A 20,068-nucleotide genomic window follows, 5' to 3' on the forward strand; every position below is an offset into this window, starting at 1 on the left:
GGCAGAAGACCTGCTCGGCGTTCCATCTGCCGAGAAAACTTGTTTCAATTCGGAGTGGAGTGCATGGCCAGTCGAGTGCAGGTGGGCGCGGATGCGGACCTCGCCGCCGATGTCGTCGTCATCGGGTTCGGGGCGGCGGGCGCCTGTGCCGCGCTGGAGGCCACCGCGGCCGGTGCGCAGGTGCTGGTGCTCGAGCGGTTCACCGGCGGCGGCACCTCCGCGCTGTCCGGCGGCATCATCTACGCGGGCGGCGGCACCTCGGTACAGCGGGCGGCGGGCGTCTCCGACACCCCGGAACAGATGCTGGCCTACCTGACCCGCGAGGTCGGTGACGCGGTCGCGCCGGAGACGCTGCGCCGGTTCGTCGAGGAGAGCCCGGCGATGATCGACTGGTTGCAGGGGCACGGTGTGCCGTTCGAGCCCTCGCTGTGCCCGTACAAGACCTCCTACCCGAACGACAAGTACTACCTGTACTACTCCGGCAGCGAGGTCTCCGGCTACGGCCGCGAGGTCGCCGAGCCTGCCCAGCGCGGCCACCGCGTCAAGGGGCGTGGCACCTCCGGCAAGAAGCTGACCGGCCCGCTGGCCGCCTCCGCGGCCCGCCACGGTGTCCGGGTCGAAACACTCACCACCGCAACGCGTCTCATCACCGACGCCGACGGCGCGGTCGTCGGGGTCGAGTGCCGCACGCTGCGCGACGCCCCCGCCGCCGTGCGCGACCGCTACGTCCGGATGGCGAAGGTCGCCGCCAAGCCCGGCATCTACTACCCGCCGCTGCGCAAGAATCTCGAGCGCCGCCTGGAGGCGCTGGACCGCCGCTACGGCACCACCATCCGGGTGCACGCCCGCCGTGGCGTGATCGTCAGCGCGGGCGGCTTCATCGCCAATCGTGAACTCGTGCACCGCTACGGCCCGCAGTACCGGCACGGCCTGGAACTGGGCAGCACCGGCGACGACGGCAGCGGCATCCTGATGGCGCAGGAGGTGGGCGCGGCCACCGACCGGATGGGCAACATCTCCGCGTGGCGGTTCATCCTGCCGCCCAGCGCGTTCACCGGTGCCCTGCTCGTGGACGCCGAGGGCCGCCGGGTGATCGACGAGACCCGCTACGGCGCCGCCGTCGGCCACAAGCTCGTCAACGAACACGACGGGCTGGGCTGGGTGCTCGCCGACGACGAGCGCATGCGGCTCGGCATCGCGCAGATGCGCACCCAACCGGCCTGGTTCCAGCGCGCCCAGTTCGAGGTGATGCGCCGCAAGGCGATCCGCGGCGCGACCCTCGAAGACGCCGCGCGCAAGGCGGGCATCGATCCGGCTGGACTGCGCGCCACCGTCGAGGCGCACAACGCCGCCATCGCCGCGGGCGCGCCGGACCCGGTCGGCAAGCCCGCCGAGTTCTGCGAACCCGTGCGCAGCGGGCCCTACTGGCTGTTGGATGTCGGTATCAAACCGAGCGTCATCAACCCCTGCCCGATGCTCACCCTCGGCGGTGTGGTCGTCGACGAGACCACCGGAGCGGTGCGGTCGACGGCCGGACACGACATCCCCGGATTGTTCGCGGCGGGCCGTACCGCCGTCGGCATCTGCTCGGACTCCTATGTCAGCGGACTGTCCCTGGCCGACTGCGTCTTCTCCGGCCGCCGGGCGGGTCGCAGCGCGGCGGGCGTCCTCGAACAAGCCTCAGCGGAAGGAAATTAGCGTGCTGTCCGACGCGGTACGAACCGAACTCGCCGACGAGCTCTGGCGGGCCGAGACCGAGCGGGTCGCCATCGACCCGCTGGTCGCCAGGCACCCCGACATCGACGTCGTCGACGCCTACGAGATCCAGCTGATCAACATCCGCCGCCGCCTGGACACGGGCGCGCGGGTGGTCGGGCACAAGGTCGGCCTGTCCTCGCTGGCCATGCAGCAGATGATGGGCGTCGACGAGCCCGACTACGGGCACCTGCTGGCCGAGATGGAGGTCTTCGAGGACGTTCCGGTGGAGGCCGGTCGCTACCTGTTCCCGCGGGTGGAGGTCGAGGTCGGCTTCGTGCTCGGCGCCGACCTGCCCGGCGCGGACTGCACCGAAGCCGACGTGCTGGCCGCGACCGTGGCCTACGCACCGGCGATCGAGCTGATCGATTCCCGCATCAAGGACTGGAACATCGGGTTGTGCGACACCATCTCCGACAACGCGTCCTCGGCCGGTTTCGTGCTCGGTCCGCAGCGGGTGGCGCCCGCCGACATCGACATCAAGGCCATCGACGCGGTGCTCACCCGCAACGGTGAGGTGGTCGCCGAGGGGCGCAGCGACGCGGTGCTCGGCGACCCGGTGATCGCGGTCGCGTGGCTGGCCCGCAAGGTCGCCTCGTTCGGGGTGCGGCTGCGCAAGGGCGACATCGTGCTGCCCGGCTCGTGCACCCGCGCCATCGACGCCCGCCCCGGCGACACGTTCCACGCCGAGTTCGCCGGACTCGGTTCCGTCCGTCTGCAATTCACCTAGGAGGCCTGTCGTGTCCAACGGGACCGTCACCGCCGCGATCGTCGGGTCCGGCAACATCAGTACCGATCTGCTCTACAAACTGCTGCGTTCGCAGGCCATCGAGCCGCGCTGGATGATCGGCATCGACCCGGAGAGCGAGGGCTTGAAGCGCGCCCGCGGCCTGGGGTTGGAGACCTCGCACGAGGGCGTGGACTGGCTGCTGGCGCAGTCGGAGCTGCCCGACATGATCTTCGAGGCCACCTCGGCCTACGTGCACCGCGCCGCCGCCCCCCGCTACGCCGAGGCGGGCATCCGCGCGGTCGACCTGACCCCGGCCGCCGTCGGCCCTGCGGTGGTGCCGCCGGTGAACCTGGGCGCGAACCTGGACGCCCCCAACGTCAACATGATCACCTGCGGCGGGCAGGCCACCATCCCGATCGTGGCCGCCGTCTCGCGCGTCGTGCCGGTGCCCTACGCCGAGATCGTCGCCTCGGTGTCGTCGGTCTCGGCCGGGCCCGGCACCCGTGCCAACATCGACGAATTCACCAAGACCACCAGCCGGGGCGTGGAGACCATCGGCGGTGCGCAGCGCGGCAAGGCGATCATCATCCTGAACCCGGCCGAGCCGCCGATGATCATGCGCGACACCATCTTCTGCGCGATCCCCGAGGACGCCGACACCGACGCGATCGCCGACTCCATCCATCGGATGGTCGCCGACATCCAGCAGTACGTGCCCGGCTACCGGCTGCTCAACGAGCCGCAGTTCGACGAGCCCTCGGTGGTGTCCGGCGGCTTGGCGAAGGTGTCGGTGTTCGTCGAGGTGGAAGGCGCGGGCGACTTCCTGCCGCCGTACGCGGGCAACCTCGACATCATGACCGCGGCAGCGACCAAGGTCGGCGAGGTCATCGCCGGCCAGATCACCTCGGCCCGGGTGTAAGGAGCGATCAACCATGGCTTATTCCGCAGAACTCGACATCCGCGTCACCGACACCTCGCTGCGTGACGGCTCGCATCACAAGCGCCACCAGTTCACAGCCACCGAGGTGCGCGACATCGTCGCCGCTCTCGACGGCGCGGGCGTGCCCGTCATCGAGGTCACCCACGGCGACGGGCTCGGCGGTTCCTCGTTCAACTACGGGTTCTCCAAGACCCCGGAGCAGGAACTGGTCACCATCGCCGCGCAGACGGCCAAGCAGGCCAAGATCGCGGTGCTGATGCTGCCCGGCGTCGGGGTGAAGGAGGACATCAAGGTCTCCCAGGACAACGGCGCCTCCATCTGCCGCATCGCCACCCACTGCACCGAGGCCGACGTCTCCATCCAGCACTTCGGCCTGGCCCGTGAACTCGGCCTGGAAACGGTCGGCTTCCTGATGATGTCGCACACCCAGCCGCCGGAGGTGCTGGCCAAGCAGGCCCGCATCATGGCCGACGCGGGCTGCCAGTGCGTCTACATCGTCGACTCCGCGGGCGCGCTGGTGCTCGAGCAGGTCTCCGACCGGGTCGCCGCCGTGGTCGCCGAACTCGGCGACGACGCCCAGGTCGGCTTCCACGGCCACGAGAACCTCGACCTCGCGGTCGCCAACTCCATCTACGCCATCCGTGCGGGCGCCACCCAGATCGACGGCAGCGCACGGCGTTTCGGTGCGGGTGCGGGCAACACCCCGGTCGAGGCGCTGGTCGGCGTCTGCGACAAACTCGGCATCAGGACCGGCATCGATTTCTTCGCCATCGCCGACGCGGCCGAAGACGTGGTGCGCCCGGCCATGCCGCAGGAATGCCTGCTCGACCGCCAGGCCCTGATGATGGGCTACGCGGGGGTGTACTCGAGCTTCCTCAAGCACGCCGAACGCCAGGCCGAACGCTACGGGGTCTCCGCCGCGGAAATGCTCGTGCGCGCCGGCCGGCGCAAGCTCGTCGGCGGGCAGGAGGACCAACTCATCGACATCGCACTGGAATTGCAGCGCGAACAGCAGACCGCCACCGTGTGAGCGGATAGGTCGACCGTGCGCCACGACCCGGGTCGTCCGTTGCGGGCGGCCCGGGTCGTCGCATGCGGTTGGCGTCGGCGCCGAACTGCGCACCGTCAGCTACGTCAGCCGCTCGAAGGCGCCCGACCTCGACAACCCCATCCTCGTCCGCACCCTGGCCGCCGACCGCGGCGTCCCCGACGAACTGACCCCCGCCCAGGCCCGCGAGATCTTCGCCACCGTCCGCCTTGTGGAGTAGGCCTACTCGCTGTACGGATCCCGCAGGACGATCGGCGTCCGGGCCAGTTCCATCGCCCGTTCCGGGAAACGCGGCCCGGCGACGTAGTACCTCGCCCTGGTTCGGCCGACCGGCTCGAGAATGCGCATCTTGACCAGGTCGCGCAGGTCGCGTTGGGCCTGTTGCATGTTCAGACCTTCACTCCGCTCGTACCGGGAACGTCGCACGCGACCCGACATCGCCACGTCGTGCAGGGCCGATACCGTCCGAGGATCGAGGCGCTCCTGCGCGGCTGATTCCGCGAGTGCGGTCCACACCCGGCCGGAGATGTCGAATCGTGCGTGGACGGTCTGCGCCCGCTGGTGATACGCCGTGAGATTGAACCTGAGCCAGTCCGATACGTCCTGGTCCGGCTGGTATTCGGGGCCGCGGCGGGCGAGCACCTGGTAATACTCCCACGTGTTGCCCGGTCTACCGAGCCACGCTTCGATCGAGGAGAACTCGGGGGCGAGCACACCTTCCCGCGCGATGAGCAGCGTCTGCAACGACCGAGACATCCGGCCGTTTCCGTCGGCCCAGGGATGGATGCACACGAGGTGCAGGTGCGCCATCGCCGCACGTACCAGCGAGTGCGTCCCGTCGTCGTCCTCGAGCCAGTCGACCAGCTCTGCCATCAGGGCCGGTACGGCGGCGGCGTCGGGGGCGACATAGGCCGCGATGTTCGGGTCGCGAGCGTCGGTGACATACACGGGCCCGCGCCGCCACTGGCCGGCCGGCTTGCGCGTGCTGTGGCGGTGCCCCTGCAGCATCCAGTGCAGTGAGTTGAGCAGTCCCTTGCTGTAGGCGAAGTCGGGGACGTCGTGCAACGTCTGGATGTAGGTCATCATCCGCTCGTAGGCGAGCGTCTCGGCGCGATTCTCCTCCGAGACCTCGACATCTCGTTCGCCCGCCATGAGGTCTTCCACGTCGACGGTCGAGACCTTGAAGCCCTCGATCGAGTTCGACGCGGCTACGGCGTCGGCGGTGAGGAACTTGCGCAATCCTCCTGTCCACGGTGCTGGAGTCCCGCGAAGCTGGTGCTGGAGGTCGTGCCGAATCCGGTCGACGTCGGCCAGCACCTTCTCGTCGCGGGGACTCAAGGGCGGCGTCGGAAACAGCATGACCCGCATTCTAGATGACGTAATGATTCAATCAATCTGATGTCAGGACGCTCGGACGGGCGGCTTCAGGCGCCTCGGGCGGTCGTCTCGGAGTCGGGGCTGGTGCGGCGGGTGCGTTTGCCGCGGGCCACTTCGGTGGCGAGGGCGTCGAGGGGTTGGGTGAACGGGTGCAGGGGGTCGAGCAGGGTGGTGAGCCAGGTGCGGGCGGTGTCCAGGCCGGTGGGGTCGAGGGCGTAGAGGCGGCGGGTGCCCTCGGCGCGCACGGTGACCAACCCGGCGGCGCGCAGCGTTTTCAGGTGCTGGGAGACGCCGGGCTGGGAGATGGCGGCGTGTTGCTGCACCGCCGCGACGAGGGCGCCCGCGGGTTGTTCACCCGCCGCGAGCAGCTCGAGCAGGTGGCGGCGGATCGGGTCGCCGAGTGCCTCGAAGATCTTCGCCGGGGATGCCGCCATCAGGACTCGGCGCCCTCCTCGGGTTCGGTGGTGTAGAAGACGATGGTTTGTTCGGCGGCGGTGTGCGCGGTGGTGGGGTCGTCGCCGTCGGCGATGGCGGCATCGGCCCACGATTCGGCGGCGGTGCGGATGAATGTGATCCCGTCGGGCGTGGTGTGCAGGGTCAGCGCGGCATCGGTGTCCACCGGTTCGCCGGTGCGCACATGCTCGTCGAGCCCCATCAGCGCCAGATCCCAGCCGACACCGACCGCGCCCGGCCCGAACTGTTCCCACATCTGCGGATCGACCGGCGCCTCGTGCACCAGCTCCAGCACGGTCCCGCCGTCGCCGGGGGTGAGCGTCACCCGCAGCCACGACACCTGCGGTCCCATCTCCCAGGTGACGGCGAACTGCCGCGGCTCGTCGCATTCCTCGACGATCCCGCCCGCGTTTCCCTCGAGCTGATAGCGACCGCCGACGCCGAGTTCCCCGGTGATCGGCAGGAACCAGCGCGGCAGCCGCTCGGCGTTGGTGAGCGCGTCCCACAGGTCCGCCTGCTCGGTGGGGTAGCTGCGCCGCGCCACCGCGATCCGGGTCGGCACTCCCGCCCGGCTCCCGGTCCTGACCTCGCGCGTCACCAGCCCGGCCGTGGCGACCGGATCCGTCAACAATGCCATGACGACCTCCTTTGATAAGTTTGAACTTATATTAGCAGGAGGTCGCGGCCACCGGCCGGGCCCCGGTGGACAGCTACAGCCAGGTGTCCAGCGTGGTGGTGGTGAGGAAGTGGTCCAGATCGGCGCGCCAGGGGGCGGGGGTGGTCTTCTCCGGCTCGATGGCGGTGTACTGGCCGCGGTAGAACAGCAGCGGGCGGCCGGAGTCGGTGGATTCCGACAGGGCGAGCACCCGGCCGATGACGATGTAGTGGTCACCGCCGTCGATGACGCTGTCGACCCGGCACTCGACGGTCGCCAGCGCGTCGTCGAGCACGGGCAGGTCCAGTTCCGAGGTGTGCCAGGAGGTGCCTGCGAACTTGTCCTCCTCGCGGGACCCGAACCGGGCACACACCGGTTGCTGCGCCTCGGCCAGGATGTTCACGCAGAAGCGGCCGGACCGCTCGATCGCCGCCCACGAGCGCGACCCCTTGGTGGGGCAGAACAGCACCAGCGGCGGATCCAGGGACAGGGCGGCGAACGACTGGCAGGCGAAGCCCACCGGCGCCGCGTCCGCACCGAAGGTGGTGATGACGGTGATGCCGGTGCAGAACTGCCCGAGCACAGTGCGGAACTGCCGGGGATCGATCACCGGATTGGCGTCGGCGGTCACATTCGTCTCCATCGTTGCTGCCCTGTCCCGTCCCCGGAATCCGCCGGGGCCGCTCGAATCACTGCTGCTCGCGCATGCCCACCGAGAAGTCGTGACCCCACAGGCTCACGGCGGTGGACTCCCGGGCGATCCAGTCGCTGTCGTCGACTTCCAGCCCCTCGCAGCCGAATTCGACGTCGAAGCCGCCCGGGGTCTTCATGTAGAACGAGAGCATCTTGTCGTTGACGTGCCTGCCCAGGGTGGCCGACATCTTGACCTTGCGCCGCAGCGCGCGGTCCAGGCACAGGCCGACGTCGTCGGCGTTCTCCACCTCGATCATCAGGTGCACGATGCCGCTGGGGGTGGGCATGGGCAGGAAGGCCAGCGAGTGGTGGCGCGGGTTGCAGCCGAAGAAGCGCAGCCAGGCCGGTTCGCCGTCGGCGGGCCGGCCGACCATCTGCGGCGGCATCCGCATGGAGTCGCGCAGCCGGAAGCCGAGCACGTCACGGTAGAACTCGAGCGCGGCCTTGTCGTCCTTGGTGCTGAGCACCACGTGCCCGAGGCCCTGTTCCTCGGTGACGAAGCGGTGCCCGTACGGGCTCACCACCCGCCGGTGCTCGAGCGCCACGCCGTGGAACGCCTCGAGCACATTGCCGGAGGGGTCTTCGAAGCTGATCAGCTCGTAGACGCGGCGGTCGGCCTTCTCCGCCTCGGTGCCCTCCTTGTAGGGCACGCCCGCGCGGTCGAGCCGGTCGCGGATGTCCTGCAGCTCCTCGGCGTTGGCGGTCTCCCAGCCGGAGACCAGCAGGCGGTCCGCCTCGCCCGGCACGATCACCAGGCGGGCGGGGAACTCGTCCATGCGCAGGTAGAGCGAGTTCGGATCGCCGCCCTTGCCCTCCACCATGCCGAGCACCTTGAGGCCGTACTCGCGCCAGGCCGCCATATCGGTGGCCTGGATGCGCAGGTAGCCGAGCGATCGGATGCCCATGTCTAACTCTCCTTGCCGGGCCCGGACAGGAAGTCCGTTGCCAGCCGGTTGAATTCGTCGAACTTCTCCAGTTGCGCCCAGTGCCCGCAGCCGCCGAACACGTGCAGCTGCACGCGCGGGATCATCTTGGTGGCGACGATCGCGCCGTCGAGCGGGTTCACCCGGTCCTCGCGACCCCAGATCAGCAGCACCGGCTGGCGCAGCTTGTACGCGTCGCGCCAGAGCATGCCGAGCTCGAAATCCGGGCCGGCGAAGGACTTGCCCATCGCCCGGGTGGCGGCCAGCGCCTCGGGTGTGGCGGCCGAGGCGAAGCGCTCGTCGATCAGCTCGTCGGTGATCAGCTTCTGGTCGAACACCATGATGCGCAGGAACGCCTCCAGGTTCTGCCTGGTGGGCTCGAAGTTGAAGCGGGAGAGCAGCTTCACACCCTCGGTGGGGTCGGGCGCGTAGGCGTTCATGCTCAGCCCGCCGGGGCCCATCAGCACCAGCTTGCCCGCGCGGTCGGGGTAGTCCAGGGCGAACCGCACGGCCGCGCCGCCGCCGAGCGAATTGCCCAGCAGGTGCACCCGTTCGGTGACGCCGAGGGTGTCCAGCAGATCCTTCAGCGCCGCGGCCGAGTGCGAGAAGTACTGCGGATGGTCGACCGGCTTGTCCGACCGCCCGAATCCCGGCTGGTCCACCGCGAGCACATGGAAATTCTGCGCCAGCACCGGGATGTTGCGGGCGAAATTCGACCAGGAGGAGGCGCCGGGGCCGCCGCCGTGCAGCAGCACGATCGTCGGGCCGTTGCCCACACCGGCCTCGTGGTAGTGCAGTTTCAGATCCGGGCGGACCTGGGCGTAGCGGGAGGTCGACTCGTAGGTCAGTTCGGCGGTCGAGGTCATCACACCATCCCGTCGGTGACCGGCAGCCCGAACTCGTGCGTGCCGTACATGACGTAGGCGCGCTCGGGGTCGTTGGCGGCGTGGACCCGGCCGGCGTGCGCGTCGCGCCAGAAGCGCTGCAGCGGTGTGCCGTTGGCGAGCGCGGTGGCGCCGGAGGCCTCGAAGAGCTTGTCGATGGAGGCGATCGCGCGGCCGGTGGCGCGCACCTGGTCGCGGCGGGCCCGCACGCGCAGGTCGAAGGGCACTTCCTTGCCCTCCTTCAGCAGCGCGTACTCCTCGGCCACGTTGCCGGAGAGCTGGCGCCAGGCGGCGTCGATGTCGCTGGAGGCCTCCGCCACCCGCACCTTGGTGAAGGGATCGTCCTTGGCCTTCTCCCCGGCGTAGGCGGCACGGATGCGCTTGCCCTGGTGTTCGACGTGCGCGGCGTAGGCGCCGTAGGCCATGCCGACGATCGGGGCGGAGATGGTGGTGGGGTGGATGGTGCCCCACGGCATCTTGTAGACCGGGTCGGTGTTGCGCTCCAGGCCGGGCGACTTCATCTCGTTCATGGCGCGGAAGCTCAGGAAGCGGTGCCGCGGCACGAACACGTCCTCCACGACCACGGTGTTGGAGCCGGTGCCGCGCAGGCCGACGACGTTCCACACGTCATCGATGCGGTAGTCCGAGCGGGGGATGAGGAAACTGCCGAAATCGACCGGCTTGCCGTCCTTGATCACCGGGCCGCCGACCACGACCCAGGTCGCGTGGTCCGAGCCCGAGGACCAGGCCCACGACCCGGAGACCCGGTAGCCGTCCTCGACCGCGGTGCCCGCGCCCATCGGGGCGTAGGAGGAGGAGATGCGGACCTCGGTGTCCTCACCCCACACGTCTTCCTGGGCCTGCTGGTCGAACAGCGCCAGATGCCAGTTGTGCACGCCGATGATGCCGGCCACCCAGCCGGTGGAACCGCACGCGGCCGCGATCCGGCGGACGGTGTCGTAGAAGACGACCGGATCGGCGGCGTAGCCGCCCCACTGCTTGGGCTGCAGCAGTCGGAAGAAGCCGGTTTCCTGTAGCGACTTCATCGTCTCGTCGGGGATGCGCCGCAGGTCCTCGGCCTCTTGCGCGCGTTCGCGCAGCGTCGGCAACAGCGCTTCGACCCGCTCGGTCACTTCTTGCGTCATCTCGGGACCTGCTCCTGCCTGGTCGGATTGGTAACCGGTACTCATTTGTCTCTGAGACTAGAACACGTTCTTATTTATGTCGAGAAGTGCGGTTCATCGCAGGTACTCGGACGCGCCCATGCAGGAAGTGGGCCGAATCGCTGGCATGGAACGCGACATTTTTGTAACGTGTTCTAGTACAGAAGGAGGAGGAATCGCGATGGCAGATACGCCCAAGGGCGGTGCGAAGGTCAGGGAGCTCGATGTGGGTACCACGCCCACGCGATATGCGCGCGGCTGGCACTGCCTCGGCCTGGCCAAGACGTTCCGGGACGGCAAGCCGCACGCGGTCGAAGTCTTCGGCACGAAGCTGGTCGTCTGGGCCGACAGCGCGGGCGAACTGCGGGTGCTCGATGCCTACTGCAGGCACATGGGTGGCGACCTGAGCATGGGCGAGGTCAAGGGTGACGACATCGCCTGCCCGTTCCACGACTGGCGCTGGTCCGGCGTCAACGGCAAGTGCACCGCGATCCCGTACGCGCGGCGCGTGCCGCCGCTGGCCCGCACCCGCAAGTGGACGACGCTCGAGCGCAACGGTCAGCTGTTCGTCTGGCACGACCACGAGGGCAATCCGCCGCCCCCGGAGGTCACCATCCCCTACATCGAGGGGCCCTACGCCGACGCCGAGGGCAACCCCAAGGACGGCCACGACAGCGGCTGGACCGAGTGGACCTGGAACTCGCTGCTGATCGAGGGCGCCAACTGCCGCGAGATCATCGACAACGTGGTCGACATGGCGCACTTCTTCTACATCCACTTCGCCTTCCCGACGTACTTCAAGAACGTCTTCGAAGGGCATGTCGCCACCCAGTTCCTGGAGACCAAGGGGCGCCCGGACGTCGGGATGGCGGCCAAGTACGGCGGTGAGACGCTGCTGAAGTCGGAGGCGTCGTACTTCGGCCCGTCGTACATGATCAACCCGCTGACCAACATCTACGGCGGGTACGAGATCAAGGTCGTGCTGATCAACTGCCACTACCCGGTCACCCAGGACTCCTTCGTCCTGCAATGGGGCTTGACGGTGGAGAAGCCGACCGGGATCGACGACGCGACCGCCGAGAAGCTCGCCAAGAGCATGACCGAGTTCTTCGGCACCGGCTTCCTGCAGGACGTCGAGATCTGGAAGCACAAGTCCAAGGTCGAGAACCCGCTGCTGTGCGAGGAGGACGGCCCGGTCTACCAGCTGCGTCGCTGGTACGAGCAGTTCTACGTGGACGTGGCCGACGTGACCGAGAAGATGACCCAGCGCTTCGAGTTCGAGGTGGACACCACCAAGGCGAACGAGGCATGGGAGGCCGAGGTGGCGGAGAACCTGCGCCGCAAGCGCGAGGCCGAAGAGGCCGAGCAGGCCAAGAAGGAAGCCGAGGCCGGGGTCTGATGGGCGCGAGCTGGGCCAAGGCGCCGGACTTCGCCGATCAGCCCGCGCGGCGGGCGGCGGTGCAGGCCCAGACCGCGCTCGACAAGCAGCGCTACCTCGAGGACGGCATGACACCCCTGCACTGCCAGGGGTGTCACAGCCGTGTGCTGGTGCGCAAGTACAGCGCGCACCAGACCTCGGTGGAGTGGACCGAGCCGCCCGCTACCCGCTGCCCGGTCTTCGCCCGGCTCGCCGAATCCGGTGCCGCCCCCGGCCGCCCCGATACCTGCCCGAGCCTGGAGAAGACCATCAAGTGGGCGGTCGACGAGGGCGTCCTCCCGATCCCGGAGTGAGTCTCGGCCGGCGACCGTTCTGTACATCGCCTGCCGGTTCCGTCACGGGGAGTGACGGGTCAGTCGTCGCCGAGGGTGATGGCCTGGGCTTCGGTGATCGAGTGCGGGGCCGGGTCGTGGTCGTCGATGTGGGCCAGGGCGTTGCGGCCGAGGAGCAGCACGGCGACGGCGGCGGCGGTGCAGGCGGCGCCCACCCAGAACGGCAGCGCCACCATGTGCTCGCCGAGCTTGCCCGCCAGCCACGGGGCCACCGCGCCACCGGCGAAGCGGACGAAGCTGTAGGCGGCCGAGGCGGTGGAACGCTCGACCGGCGCGGAGATCATCACGGCCTCGGTGATCAGGGTGTTGTTCACGCCCAGGAAGGCGCCCGCGAGCACCACGCCGACGATCAGCACCGGCTTGTGCTCGGCGAACATCGCCATCACCGCCAGGTCGAGGGCGAACAGGCCGAGCACGGTGGCGATCATCGGCAGCGTGCCGAAGCGGCGCTGCAGGCGCGGGGCCGCGAACACCGAGGTGATCGCCAGCAGCACACCCCAGCCGAAGAAGATGAAGCCGATCGCGTAGCTGCCCATGTCCAGCGGGAACGGGGTGTAGGCGAGCAGGGTGAAGAAGCCGAAGTTGTAGAGCAGCGCGGTGATGCTGACGATCAGCAGTCCGCGGTGGCGCAGCGCCCGGAACGGGGCCGCGAGCGAGGTGGGCTGCGCGGGCTTGGGCAGTTCCGGCAGCAGCGCCACGATCGCGACGAAGGCGATCGCCATCAGCGCCGCGACGCCGAAGAACGGCCCGCGCCAGCTGATGTCGCCGAGCACACCGCCCAGCAGCGGGCCGGCCGCGATACCGATGCCAAGCGCCGCCTCGTACAGGATGATCGCCTTGGCGACCCCGCCGCTTGCCGCGCCGACGATGGTGGCCAGCGCGGTGGCGATGAACAGGGCGTTGCCCAGGCCCCAGCCCGCGCGGAAACCGACGATCTGCCCGATCGAGTCGGACATGCCCGCCAGCGCGGAGAACACCACGATGATGGCGAGACCTGCCAGCAGTGTCTTCTTCGCGCCGAACCGGCTGGACACCACACCGGTGACCAGCATCGCGATGCCGGTGACGGCCATGTAGCTGGTGAACAGCAGCGACACCTGCGAGGGGGAGGCGTGCAGCTGTTCGCCGATCGGCTTGAGGATCGGGTCGACCAGGCCGATGCCCATGAAGGCGATGACGCTGGCGAATGCCACCGCCCAGACTGCCTTGGGTTGCCTGGTCGATTCCGGCGCGCTCGGGCGCGCGTGGGTCGCGGTGCTCATGGGTGGGGAGTCCTCGACGGGTCGGGCCGGGGCGCGGGCGTGGACAGCGCCGCCAGCAGTTCGGTCATGACGTCGTGTGCGGAGCGCAGGCGTTCGGGGTCGATGCCGTCGGCGAGCCGGGCGGTCATCGCCGTGCCGTAGGCCGCGCGCACCCGGGCGAGCCGTTCGCGTCCGGCCGGGGTGAGGGCGACGACGACGGCCCGGGAATCGGCGGGGTCCTTGCTTCTGCTCGCATAGCCCGCGTCGACGAGTCGGCCGAGCAGCGCCGTTGCCGCCGGTTGGGACGACCCGTAGTTGCGGGCGAATTCGCTGACGCGCACCGCGTCGTGCTCGTCCAGGACCGCCAGGGCCCGGGCTGTCGCCCTGGGCAGATCGTCGTCGGCGATCGCCCCGGCCAGCCGGGTGAGCCTGCTCGCGGCGACGACGAGATCGACGACCGTGTCGTCCGTTCTGGTCACCGCAGCATGCCGCACCAGAACATTATTACCTAAGCTAACTATATATTTCTCGTGAAATATCCCACTCCAGACGCCGAAGACCCCGGCGAGCGGGCTCGCCGGGGTCTCGTCGGTGCAGGTCGGGGCCGTACCGGGGTCAGGCGGTCAGCGGCAGGGGCCGCCGGGCCGGGCCGAACAGCTGCGCGTCGCCGTGGGCGCGTTTGAAGAACAGGTGCGCGTCGTGCTCCCAGGTGATCGCGATGCCGCCGTGCATCTGCACGGTCTCGGCGACCACGTCGGTGAAGGCCCGCGAGCACTGTGCACGCGCCACCCACACGTCCTCGGCCGCCGATTCCGCACCGGTGGCCACCGACTCCGTCGCCAGCCGGGAGGCGGACTTCGCCGACTCCACCAGCACGTACATGTCGGCCATCCGGTGCTTGAGCGCCTGGAAGCTGCCGATCGGCCTGCCGAACTGCACCCGCGACTTGGTGTACTCGACGGTCATCTCCAGGCACCGCTGCGCCGCGCCGACCTGCTCGGCGGCCACGGCGGCCCACGCGACCTCGCGCAGCCGGGCCATCACCGGGGCGGGATCGCCCGTGCCGAGGCGCCGGGCGGGCACCTCGGTGAAGGTGACCTCGGCGAGCTTGCGGGTGGGATCGAGGGTGGGCACCACCCGCCGGGCGACGCCCTCGGCATCGGCCGCGACCTCGAACAAGCCCTCCGCCGTCACCACGATCAGCGTGCCGGCTCCGGCCGCGTCGAGCACGTAATGCGCTGTGCCGGACAGGCTCTCACCCCGGGCGCGCACGCCGGGCTCGTCCCAGCCGCGCGGGCCCGCCCAGCACACCGCCAAGGTGCGGCCGCCCTCGGCCACCTCGGGCAGCAGCCGGGCGCACGCCTCGTCATCGCCGGACAGCAGCAGCGCCTGCGCGCCGAGCACCGCCGAGCCGAGCATCGGCACACCGGCCAGCGTGCGGCCCAGTTCGCCCACCACCAGCAGGGATTCGACCAGGCTCGCCCCGATGCCGCCGTACTCCTCGGGAATCGCCAGCGCGGCGACGCCGATCTGCTCGCACAGCAGCCGCCACAACGCCGGGTCGTAGCCGAGGTCGGTGTCCATCGCCGCCCGCACGGCCGCGGGCTGGGCGTGCTTGCCCAGCAGTGCCCGCACCGAGTTGGCGAACTCCTTCAATTCGCTCTCGCTCATGCTGTACCTCTCTTGCGTGATCGGGGCGCCCTGCGTGGTGATGCTGCGCTGCCGCCTTCGGGCGCTGACCCGCTCACGCTGTGCCCCGCAGTGCTCGTTCGCGCAGCGCCTCCTCGCGGAGCGCGCGGGCGATGCGCCCGCGGTGCACGTCGGCGGTGCCCCACGCCGATCGCAGTGCGGTGACCTTGGTCAACCACAACGACAGGTCGTACTCGGCGGTGTAGCCGATCGCACCGTGCACCTGCAGGGCCGCGCGGGCGGCCGTGTACGCGGCCTCCCCGCAGGCCACCGCGGCCGCGGACACATCGCGCTCCCGGCTCGGCTCGTCGAAGGTCAGCGCCGCGCGATACAGCAGCGGCTCGGCCAGGTCGAGCGCGATCAGCACGTCGGCCAGCTTCTGCTTGACGGCCTGGAACTCGCCGATCGGCCTGCCGAACTGCTTGCGCTGCTTGGCGTATTCGGTCGCGGCGTGCAGCAGCGCGCGGCCCGCCCCCAACTGCTGGGCGGCGCAGGCGAGCACACCCGCGTCGAACGCGCGGGCCACCGCGGCGCGCGCCCGCTCGCCCTCGGCCACCGTCTCACCCGGCGCGACCGTGCTCAACCGCCGGGCCGGATCCACCGAACGGACCTCGCCCGTCGCCCGGCCCACGGTGACCCGGTCGCCGGAGACCACGAACACCACGTCGGCGGCCTCGGCGTCCAATGCCACCGTCGTACCGGCGGATTCGAAGGCGATGGTGGCCAGCGCCGACCCCTCGGCGATGCCGGGCAGCCAGCGTTGCGCGGCGTCGGCGTCCGGCAGCGCTTGCAGCAGGGCCGGAATCGCGGCGGCGCTCTCCACCAGGGGGCCGGGGGCGGCGGCGCGGCCGAGTTCGACGAACGCCACCACCAGGTCGATCGGTTCGGCGCCCATGCCGCCGTTGTCCTCGTCGATGGCCAGACCGAGCACGCCCTGCTCGGCCAGCTGTCCGAGCAGCGCCCGGCCGGGTTCACGGTCGCCCGCCGCCCAGGCCCGCACCGCGGCGGGCGTGCGGCCCGCGTCGAGAAGTTTGCGCACGCTGGCGGCGAAATCGGCCTGCTCGGGACTGAGCGCGAATCTCATCGGCTGCTTCCTCTCGGTAGACCGAGCAGCCGCTCGGCGATGATGTTGCGCTGGATCTCGTTGGTGCCCGCGTAGATCGGGCCCGACAGCGCGAACAGGTAGCCGTCGGTCCAGCGCCCGGCCAGTTCGGCGTCGGCGCCGAGCACGTCGAGCGCGGTCTCGTGCATGGCGATGTCCAGCTCGGACCAGAAGACCTTGGTGATGGAGGATTCCGCGCCCAGCTTGCCGCCCTCGTTCAACCGGGTGACGGTGCCGAAGGTGTGCAGGCGGTAGGCCTCGCTGCGGATCCAGGCGTCCACCACGGCGTCGCGCTGAGCGGTGTCGGTGCGCTCGCCGCGCTCGAGCCACAGGTCGATCAGCCTGCTTGCGGTGGCGGTGAACCGGCCCGGGCTGCGCAGCGACAGGCCGCGCTCGTTGCTGGAGGTGCTCATCGCCACCCGCCAGCCCTCGCCGGGTGCGCCGATGACGTCCTGATCGGGCACGAACACGTCGTCGAGGAAGATCTCCGCGAATCCCGGCTCACCGTCGAGCTGGGGGATCGGCCGCACCGACACGCCCTCGGCGGTGAGCGGGAACATCACGTAGGTGAGGCCCTTGTGCCGCTCGGCCTCGGGGTCGCTGCGGAACAGCCCGAACGCCCAGTCCGCGAACGACGCCCGCGAACTCCACGTCTTCTGGCCGCTCAGCAGCCAACCGCCCTCGGTGCGCCGCGCCGTCGAGCGGATGCCCGCCAGGTCGCTGCCCGCCTCCGGCTCCGACCAGGCCTGCGCCCAGATGTCGTCGCCGCGTGCCATCCGCGGCATGATCCGGTCGAGCTGCTCGGGGGTGCCGTGCTCGAACAGCGTGGGCGCGAGCAGGAAGATGCCGTTCTGGCTGACCCGGCCCGGCGCCTGCGCGGCGTAGTACTCCTGCTCGAACAGCACCCATTCCAGCAGCGAGGCATCGCGCCCGCCGTATTCGCGCGGCCAGGACACCACCGAGAACCGGGCCTCGGCCAGGGTGCGCTCCCAGTCGCGGTGCGCCTCGAACCCGGCCTTGGTGTCCATCGAGGGCAGCGGCTGCGCGGGCTTGTTCGCGGCGAGGAATTCCCGGACTTCCCGCTGGAAGTCCTGCGCCGCCTGATCCAGTTCCAGATCCACTACGCCGTCCCGTTCTGCTCTGCCGTGCGCGCCGAGTCCCGCATGGAACGGGCGTTCATGCCGCCCAGCGAGTCGGCGCCGACCTCGGCGTTGTGCGCGTGCGCGAAATGGTGCAGGCCGAACACCGAGTCCATGCCGGTGCGCATGCCCATCAGGTCCTCGGCCTGGTTGACCGCCTTCTTGGTCAGCGCGAGCCCGAAGCGCGGCATGGCCGCGATCTTCTCGGCCAGCGCCATCGTCTCGGCCTCCAGCTCGGCGCGCGGCACCACCCGGTTCACCATGCCCCACTCCTTGGCCTGCGCGGCCCCGAACCGGTCACCGGTGAAGAGGAATTCCTTGGCCGCGCGCGGCCCGAGCACCCACGGATGGGCGAAGTACTCCACGCCCGGAATGCCCATGCGCACCACCGGATCGGAGAAGAACGCGTCGTCGGAGGCGACGATCAGGTCGCACACCCAGGCCAGCATCAGCCCGCCCGCGATGCAGGCGCCCTGCACCATCGCGATGGTCGGCTTCGGGATCTCCCGCCAGCGCCGGCACATGCCCAGGTAGACCTCGGACTCGCGGGCGAAACGCTGATCGCCGCCCGCCTTGTGGACGTGGTCCCACCACAGCGTGGCCTTGTTCTGGTAGCGCACGTGGTGGTCGCGGCCCGGTGTGCCGATGTCGTGGCCCGCGCTGAAGTGCTTGCCGTTGCCCGCCAGCACGATCACCCCGACCTCGTCGTCCTCGACGGCGCGCTCGAAGGCGGCGTCGAGGGCGTAGGTCATCACCGAGTTCTGCGCGTTGCGGTAGTCGGGCCGGTTCATGGTGACGATCGCGACCCGGCCGCGCCGTTCGTAGGTGACGACCTCGCCTTCGTCGGGCACCCCGGCGGGTTGGTCTGACATCACTGCTTCTCCTCACGTAATTGACGCTTGAGCACTTTCCCGGCGGCGCTGTAGGGCAGCTGGTCGCGGAATTCGACGAAGCGCGGCACCTTGAAATTGGCGAGCACGGTCTTGGCGTGCGCGATCACCTGCTCCTCGGTGAGCTCGGCACCGGGCTTGCGCACCACGTACGCCTTGCCGACCTCGCCCATCCGCTCGTCGGGCACCCCGATCACCGCCGACTCGGCCACCCCGTCGAGCCGGGCCAGCGCCTGTTCGACCTCGGCCGGATAGACGTTGAAACCGCCGCTGATGTACATGTCCTTGAGCCGGTCGGTGATCTTGAGGTAGCCGCGCTCGTCGACGGTGCCGATGTCGCCGGTGTGCAACCAGCCCTCGGCGTCGATGGTCTCGGCGGTGGCCTCCGGATCGTCGAGGTAGCCGAGCATCACGTTCGGTCCGCGCAGCAGCACCTCGCCCGCCTCGCTCAGCTTCAGTTCGAAGTCCGCGATCGGCCTGCCGCAGGTGTTGGCGACGGTGACCGCGTCGTCGTCGGGGCTGCACATGGTGCCGAAGCCCGCCGACTCGGACAGCCCGTAGGCGGTGAGCACCACGTCGAAGGCCAACTCCGAGCGCATCCGCTCGATGAGCACCACCGGCACCGTGGCCGCGCCGGTGACGGCGACCCGCAGCGAACTCAGGTCGTAGGACTCGCGGCCGGGGAAGTCCAGGATGGTCTGGTAGATGGTGGGCGGGCCGGGCAGCACGGTGATCCGCTCCGAGCCGATCAGCTGCATCGTGCGCGGCACGTCGAAGGTGACCTGCGGGACGATGGTCGCCCCGGTGACCATGCACGCCAGGAAGCCCGCCTTGTAGCCGAAGTTGTGGAAGAACGGGTTGACCACCAGGTACCGGTCGTCGGCCCGCAGCGTCGCCCGTTCGGCCCACGCCCGCACCACCGACATGGCCTGGCGGTGGGCCACCAGGGTGCCCTTGCTGCGGCCGGTGGTGCCGGAGGTGAACAGGATGTCGGACAGGTCCTCGGGGTCGACCTCGCGCGCCCGCTGTTCGGCCTCGGCCGGCGTGACCGTCTCGGCGGCGGCGTCGAGATCCGGCCAGTTGAGGGTGCGCGCGTCGGTGGGTACCGAGGTGTCCGGCTCGACCGGGATCACCACCACGGTTTCGATGGCCAGTTCCGGTGCGGCGGCGCGGAGTTCGGTGAGACGGTCGCGGCCGAGGAAGGTGCCTGCGACGAACAGTGCCGCCGGGCGCACCCGGCCGAGCACGTCGGCGGCCTCGTCGGCGACGTACCGGGTGTTCAACGGCACCAGCGCGGCGCCCGCGTAATGCGCGGCCAAGGCGGCGACCACCCAGTGATAGGTGTTCGGCGACCAGATGGCGACCCGGTCGCCGCGGCGCACGCCCCGCGCGATCAGCGCGCGCGCCGTGCGCTGGACCTCGGCCAGCAGCTGGGTCCAGTCGAGCCGGACCTCGCCGTCGGCCAGCGCGGGCGCCGCGCCGTGGGTGCGCGCGGCGTCGTGCAGTGCCATCGGTGTCGTCTGAGCAGGGGGAGTCACGGAGTTTCCTCACCGTCGGTGCGCGAGCCGGATCCGGGGACTTGGGCCGGCGCTCTACAAAGCAAGTGCTTGGTAGGT

20 protein-coding genes are annotated in these 20,068 nt (G+C 69.9%); 6 read left to right on the forward strand and 14 right to left on the reverse strand.

All coding sequences use genetic code 11. From position 1 onward, the window contains the following. Positions 1-63: 63 nt before the first annotated feature. The 4 genes from CRM89_RS24340 to dmpG are packed head-to-tail and all read left to right on the forward strand — an operon-like array spanning position 64 to position 4,455. Positions 64-1,698 carry an FAD-binding protein gene (locus tag CRM89_RS24340; protein WP_098086409.1) on the forward strand — a complete coding sequence of 545 codons (1,635 nt, stop codon included), beginning with the start codon at positions 64-66 and terminating at the stop codon, positions 1,696-1,698. Between the two features lies 1 nt (position 1,699). After that, positions 1,700-2,485 (forward strand): 2-keto-4-pentenoate hydratase, encoded by a 786-nt coding sequence (locus CRM89_RS24345; protein ID WP_011206994.1) that lies wholly within the window; start codon positions 1,700-1,702, stop codon positions 2,483-2,485. 10 nt (positions 2,486-2,495) lie between these two features. Further along, a complete protein-coding gene (locus CRM89_RS24350) occupies positions 2,496-3,404 on the forward strand; it encodes an acetaldehyde dehydrogenase (acetylating) (protein ID WP_011206995.1) in 909 nt (302 codons plus the stop codon). Positions 3,405-3,417: 13 nt separating this feature from the next. Then, entirely contained in the window at positions 3,418-4,455 is a 1,038-nt protein-coding gene (dmpG, locus tag CRM89_RS24355) for a 4-hydroxy-2-oxovalerate aldolase (RefSeq protein ID WP_011206996.1), read from the forward strand. A gap of 240 nt (positions 4,456-4,695) precedes the next feature. Here the strand turns inward: dmpG and CRM89_RS24360 are convergent, their stop codons facing one another. From CRM89_RS24360 to hsaA, 7 genes are all read right to left on the reverse strand, one after another. Further along, complete coding sequence (locus tag CRM89_RS24360; protein ID WP_098087111.1) at positions 4,696-5,832, reverse strand: Fic family protein; 1,137 nt, start codon at positions 5,830-5,832, stop codon at positions 4,696-4,698. Positions 5,833-5,897: 65 nt separating this feature from the next. Further along, on the reverse strand, positions 5,898-6,284 hold the full coding sequence (locus CRM89_RS24365; protein ID WP_098086410.1) for a helix-turn-helix transcriptional regulator: 387 nt from the start codon (positions 6,282-6,284) through the stop codon (positions 5,898-5,900). Next, complete coding sequence (locus tag CRM89_RS24370; protein ID WP_098086411.1) at positions 6,284-6,940, reverse strand: SRPBCC family protein; 657 nt, start codon at positions 6,938-6,940, stop codon at positions 6,284-6,286. Before CRM89_RS24370 ends, CRM89_RS24365 begins: the two co-directional genes overlap by 1 nt. Before the next feature lie 73 nt (positions 6,941-7,013). Beyond that, on the reverse strand, positions 7,014-7,601 hold the full coding sequence (gene hsaB / locus CRM89_RS24375) for a 3-hydroxy-9,10-secoandrosta-1,3,5(10)-triene-9,17-dione monooxygenase reductase subunit (protein WP_011207000.1): 588 nt from the start codon (positions 7,599-7,601) through the stop codon (positions 7,014-7,016). A 46-nt stretch (positions 7,602-7,647) separates the two neighbouring features. Beyond that, positions 7,648-8,556, reverse strand: coding sequence for an iron-dependent extradiol dioxygenase HsaC (hsaC, locus tag CRM89_RS24380; RefSeq protein WP_011207001.1), 909 nt, complete (start codon positions 8,554-8,556; stop codon positions 7,648-7,650). 2 nt (positions 8,557-8,558) lie between these two features. Continuing rightward, positions 8,559-9,440, reverse strand: a complete 882-nt coding sequence (gene hsaD, locus CRM89_RS24385) for a 4,5:9,10-diseco-3-hydroxy-5,9,17-trioxoandrosta-1(10),2-diene-4-oate hydrolase (RefSeq protein WP_011207002.1) — start codon at positions 9,438-9,440, stop codon at positions 8,559-8,561. Continuing rightward, positions 9,440-10,603 (reverse strand): 3-hydroxy-9,10-secoandrosta-1,3,5(10)-triene-9,17-dione monooxygenase oxygenase subunit, encoded by a 1,164-nt coding sequence (gene hsaA, locus CRM89_RS24390; RefSeq protein WP_060593704.1) that lies wholly within the window; start codon positions 10,601-10,603, stop codon positions 9,440-9,442. The genes hsaD and hsaA overlap by 1 nt, the downstream gene beginning before the upstream one ends. A 199-nt stretch (positions 10,604-10,802) precedes the next feature. Between hsaA and CRM89_RS24395 the strand changes: the two genes are divergently transcribed. Next, positions 10,803-12,020 (forward strand): Rieske 2Fe-2S domain-containing protein, encoded by a 1,218-nt coding sequence (locus CRM89_RS24395; protein ID WP_011207004.1) that lies wholly within the window; start codon positions 10,803-10,805, stop codon positions 12,018-12,020. After that, the gene (locus CRM89_RS24400; RefSeq protein ID WP_011207005.1) at positions 12,020-12,352 is read left to right on the forward strand and encodes a hypothetical protein; all 333 of its coding nucleotides are present in this window, start codon (positions 12,020-12,022) and stop codon (positions 12,350-12,352) included. The genes CRM89_RS24395 and CRM89_RS24400 overlap by 1 nt, the downstream gene beginning before the upstream one ends. 59 nt (positions 12,353-12,411) lie before the next feature. Here CRM89_RS24400 and CRM89_RS24405 read toward each other — a convergent pair whose 3' ends face one another. From CRM89_RS24405 to CRM89_RS24435, 7 genes are all read right to left on the reverse strand, one after another. Then, positions 12,412-13,653, reverse strand: coding sequence for an MFS transporter (locus CRM89_RS24405; protein WP_060593702.1), 1,242 nt, complete (start codon positions 13,651-13,653; stop codon positions 12,412-12,414). After that, complete coding sequence (locus CRM89_RS24410; protein ID WP_041560605.1) at positions 13,650-14,111, reverse strand: MarR family winged helix-turn-helix transcriptional regulator; 462 nt, start codon at positions 14,109-14,111, stop codon at positions 13,650-13,652. Before CRM89_RS24410 ends, CRM89_RS24405 begins: the two co-directional genes overlap by 4 nt. Before the next feature lie 136 nt (positions 14,112-14,247). Continuing rightward, positions 14,248-15,303 (reverse strand): acyl-CoA dehydrogenase family protein, encoded by a 1,056-nt coding sequence (locus CRM89_RS24415; RefSeq protein WP_098086412.1) that lies wholly within the window; start codon positions 15,301-15,303, stop codon positions 14,248-14,250. 73 nt (positions 15,304-15,376) lie between these two features. Beyond that, on the reverse strand, positions 15,377-16,405 hold the full coding sequence (locus CRM89_RS24420; protein WP_098086413.1) for an acyl-CoA dehydrogenase family protein: 1,029 nt from the start codon (positions 16,403-16,405) through the stop codon (positions 15,377-15,379). Further along, a complete protein-coding gene (locus CRM89_RS24425) occupies positions 16,402-17,544 on the reverse strand; it encodes an acyl-CoA dehydrogenase family protein (RefSeq protein ID WP_011207010.1) in 1,143 nt (380 codons plus the stop codon). The genes CRM89_RS24420 and CRM89_RS24425 overlap by 4 nt, the downstream gene beginning before the upstream one ends. Then, positions 17,544-18,434, reverse strand: coding sequence for an enoyl-CoA hydratase (locus CRM89_RS24430; RefSeq protein ID WP_098086414.1), 891 nt, complete (start codon positions 18,432-18,434; stop codon positions 17,544-17,546). Before CRM89_RS24430 ends, CRM89_RS24425 begins: the two co-directional genes overlap by 1 nt. Further along, positions 18,434-19,990, reverse strand: a complete 1,557-nt coding sequence (locus tag CRM89_RS24435) for a FadD3 family acyl-CoA ligase (protein ID WP_305778354.1) — start codon at positions 19,988-19,990, stop codon at positions 18,434-18,436. Before CRM89_RS24435 ends, CRM89_RS24430 begins: the two co-directional genes overlap by 1 nt. Between the last annotated feature and the right edge of the window lie 78 nt (positions 19,991-20,068).

Source organism: Nocardia sp. FDAARGOS_372 (genome assembly GCF_002554515.1).
In the GTDB taxonomy this organism is placed as follows: domain Bacteria; phylum Actinomycetota; class Actinomycetes; order Mycobacteriales; family Mycobacteriaceae; genus Nocardia; species Nocardia farcinica.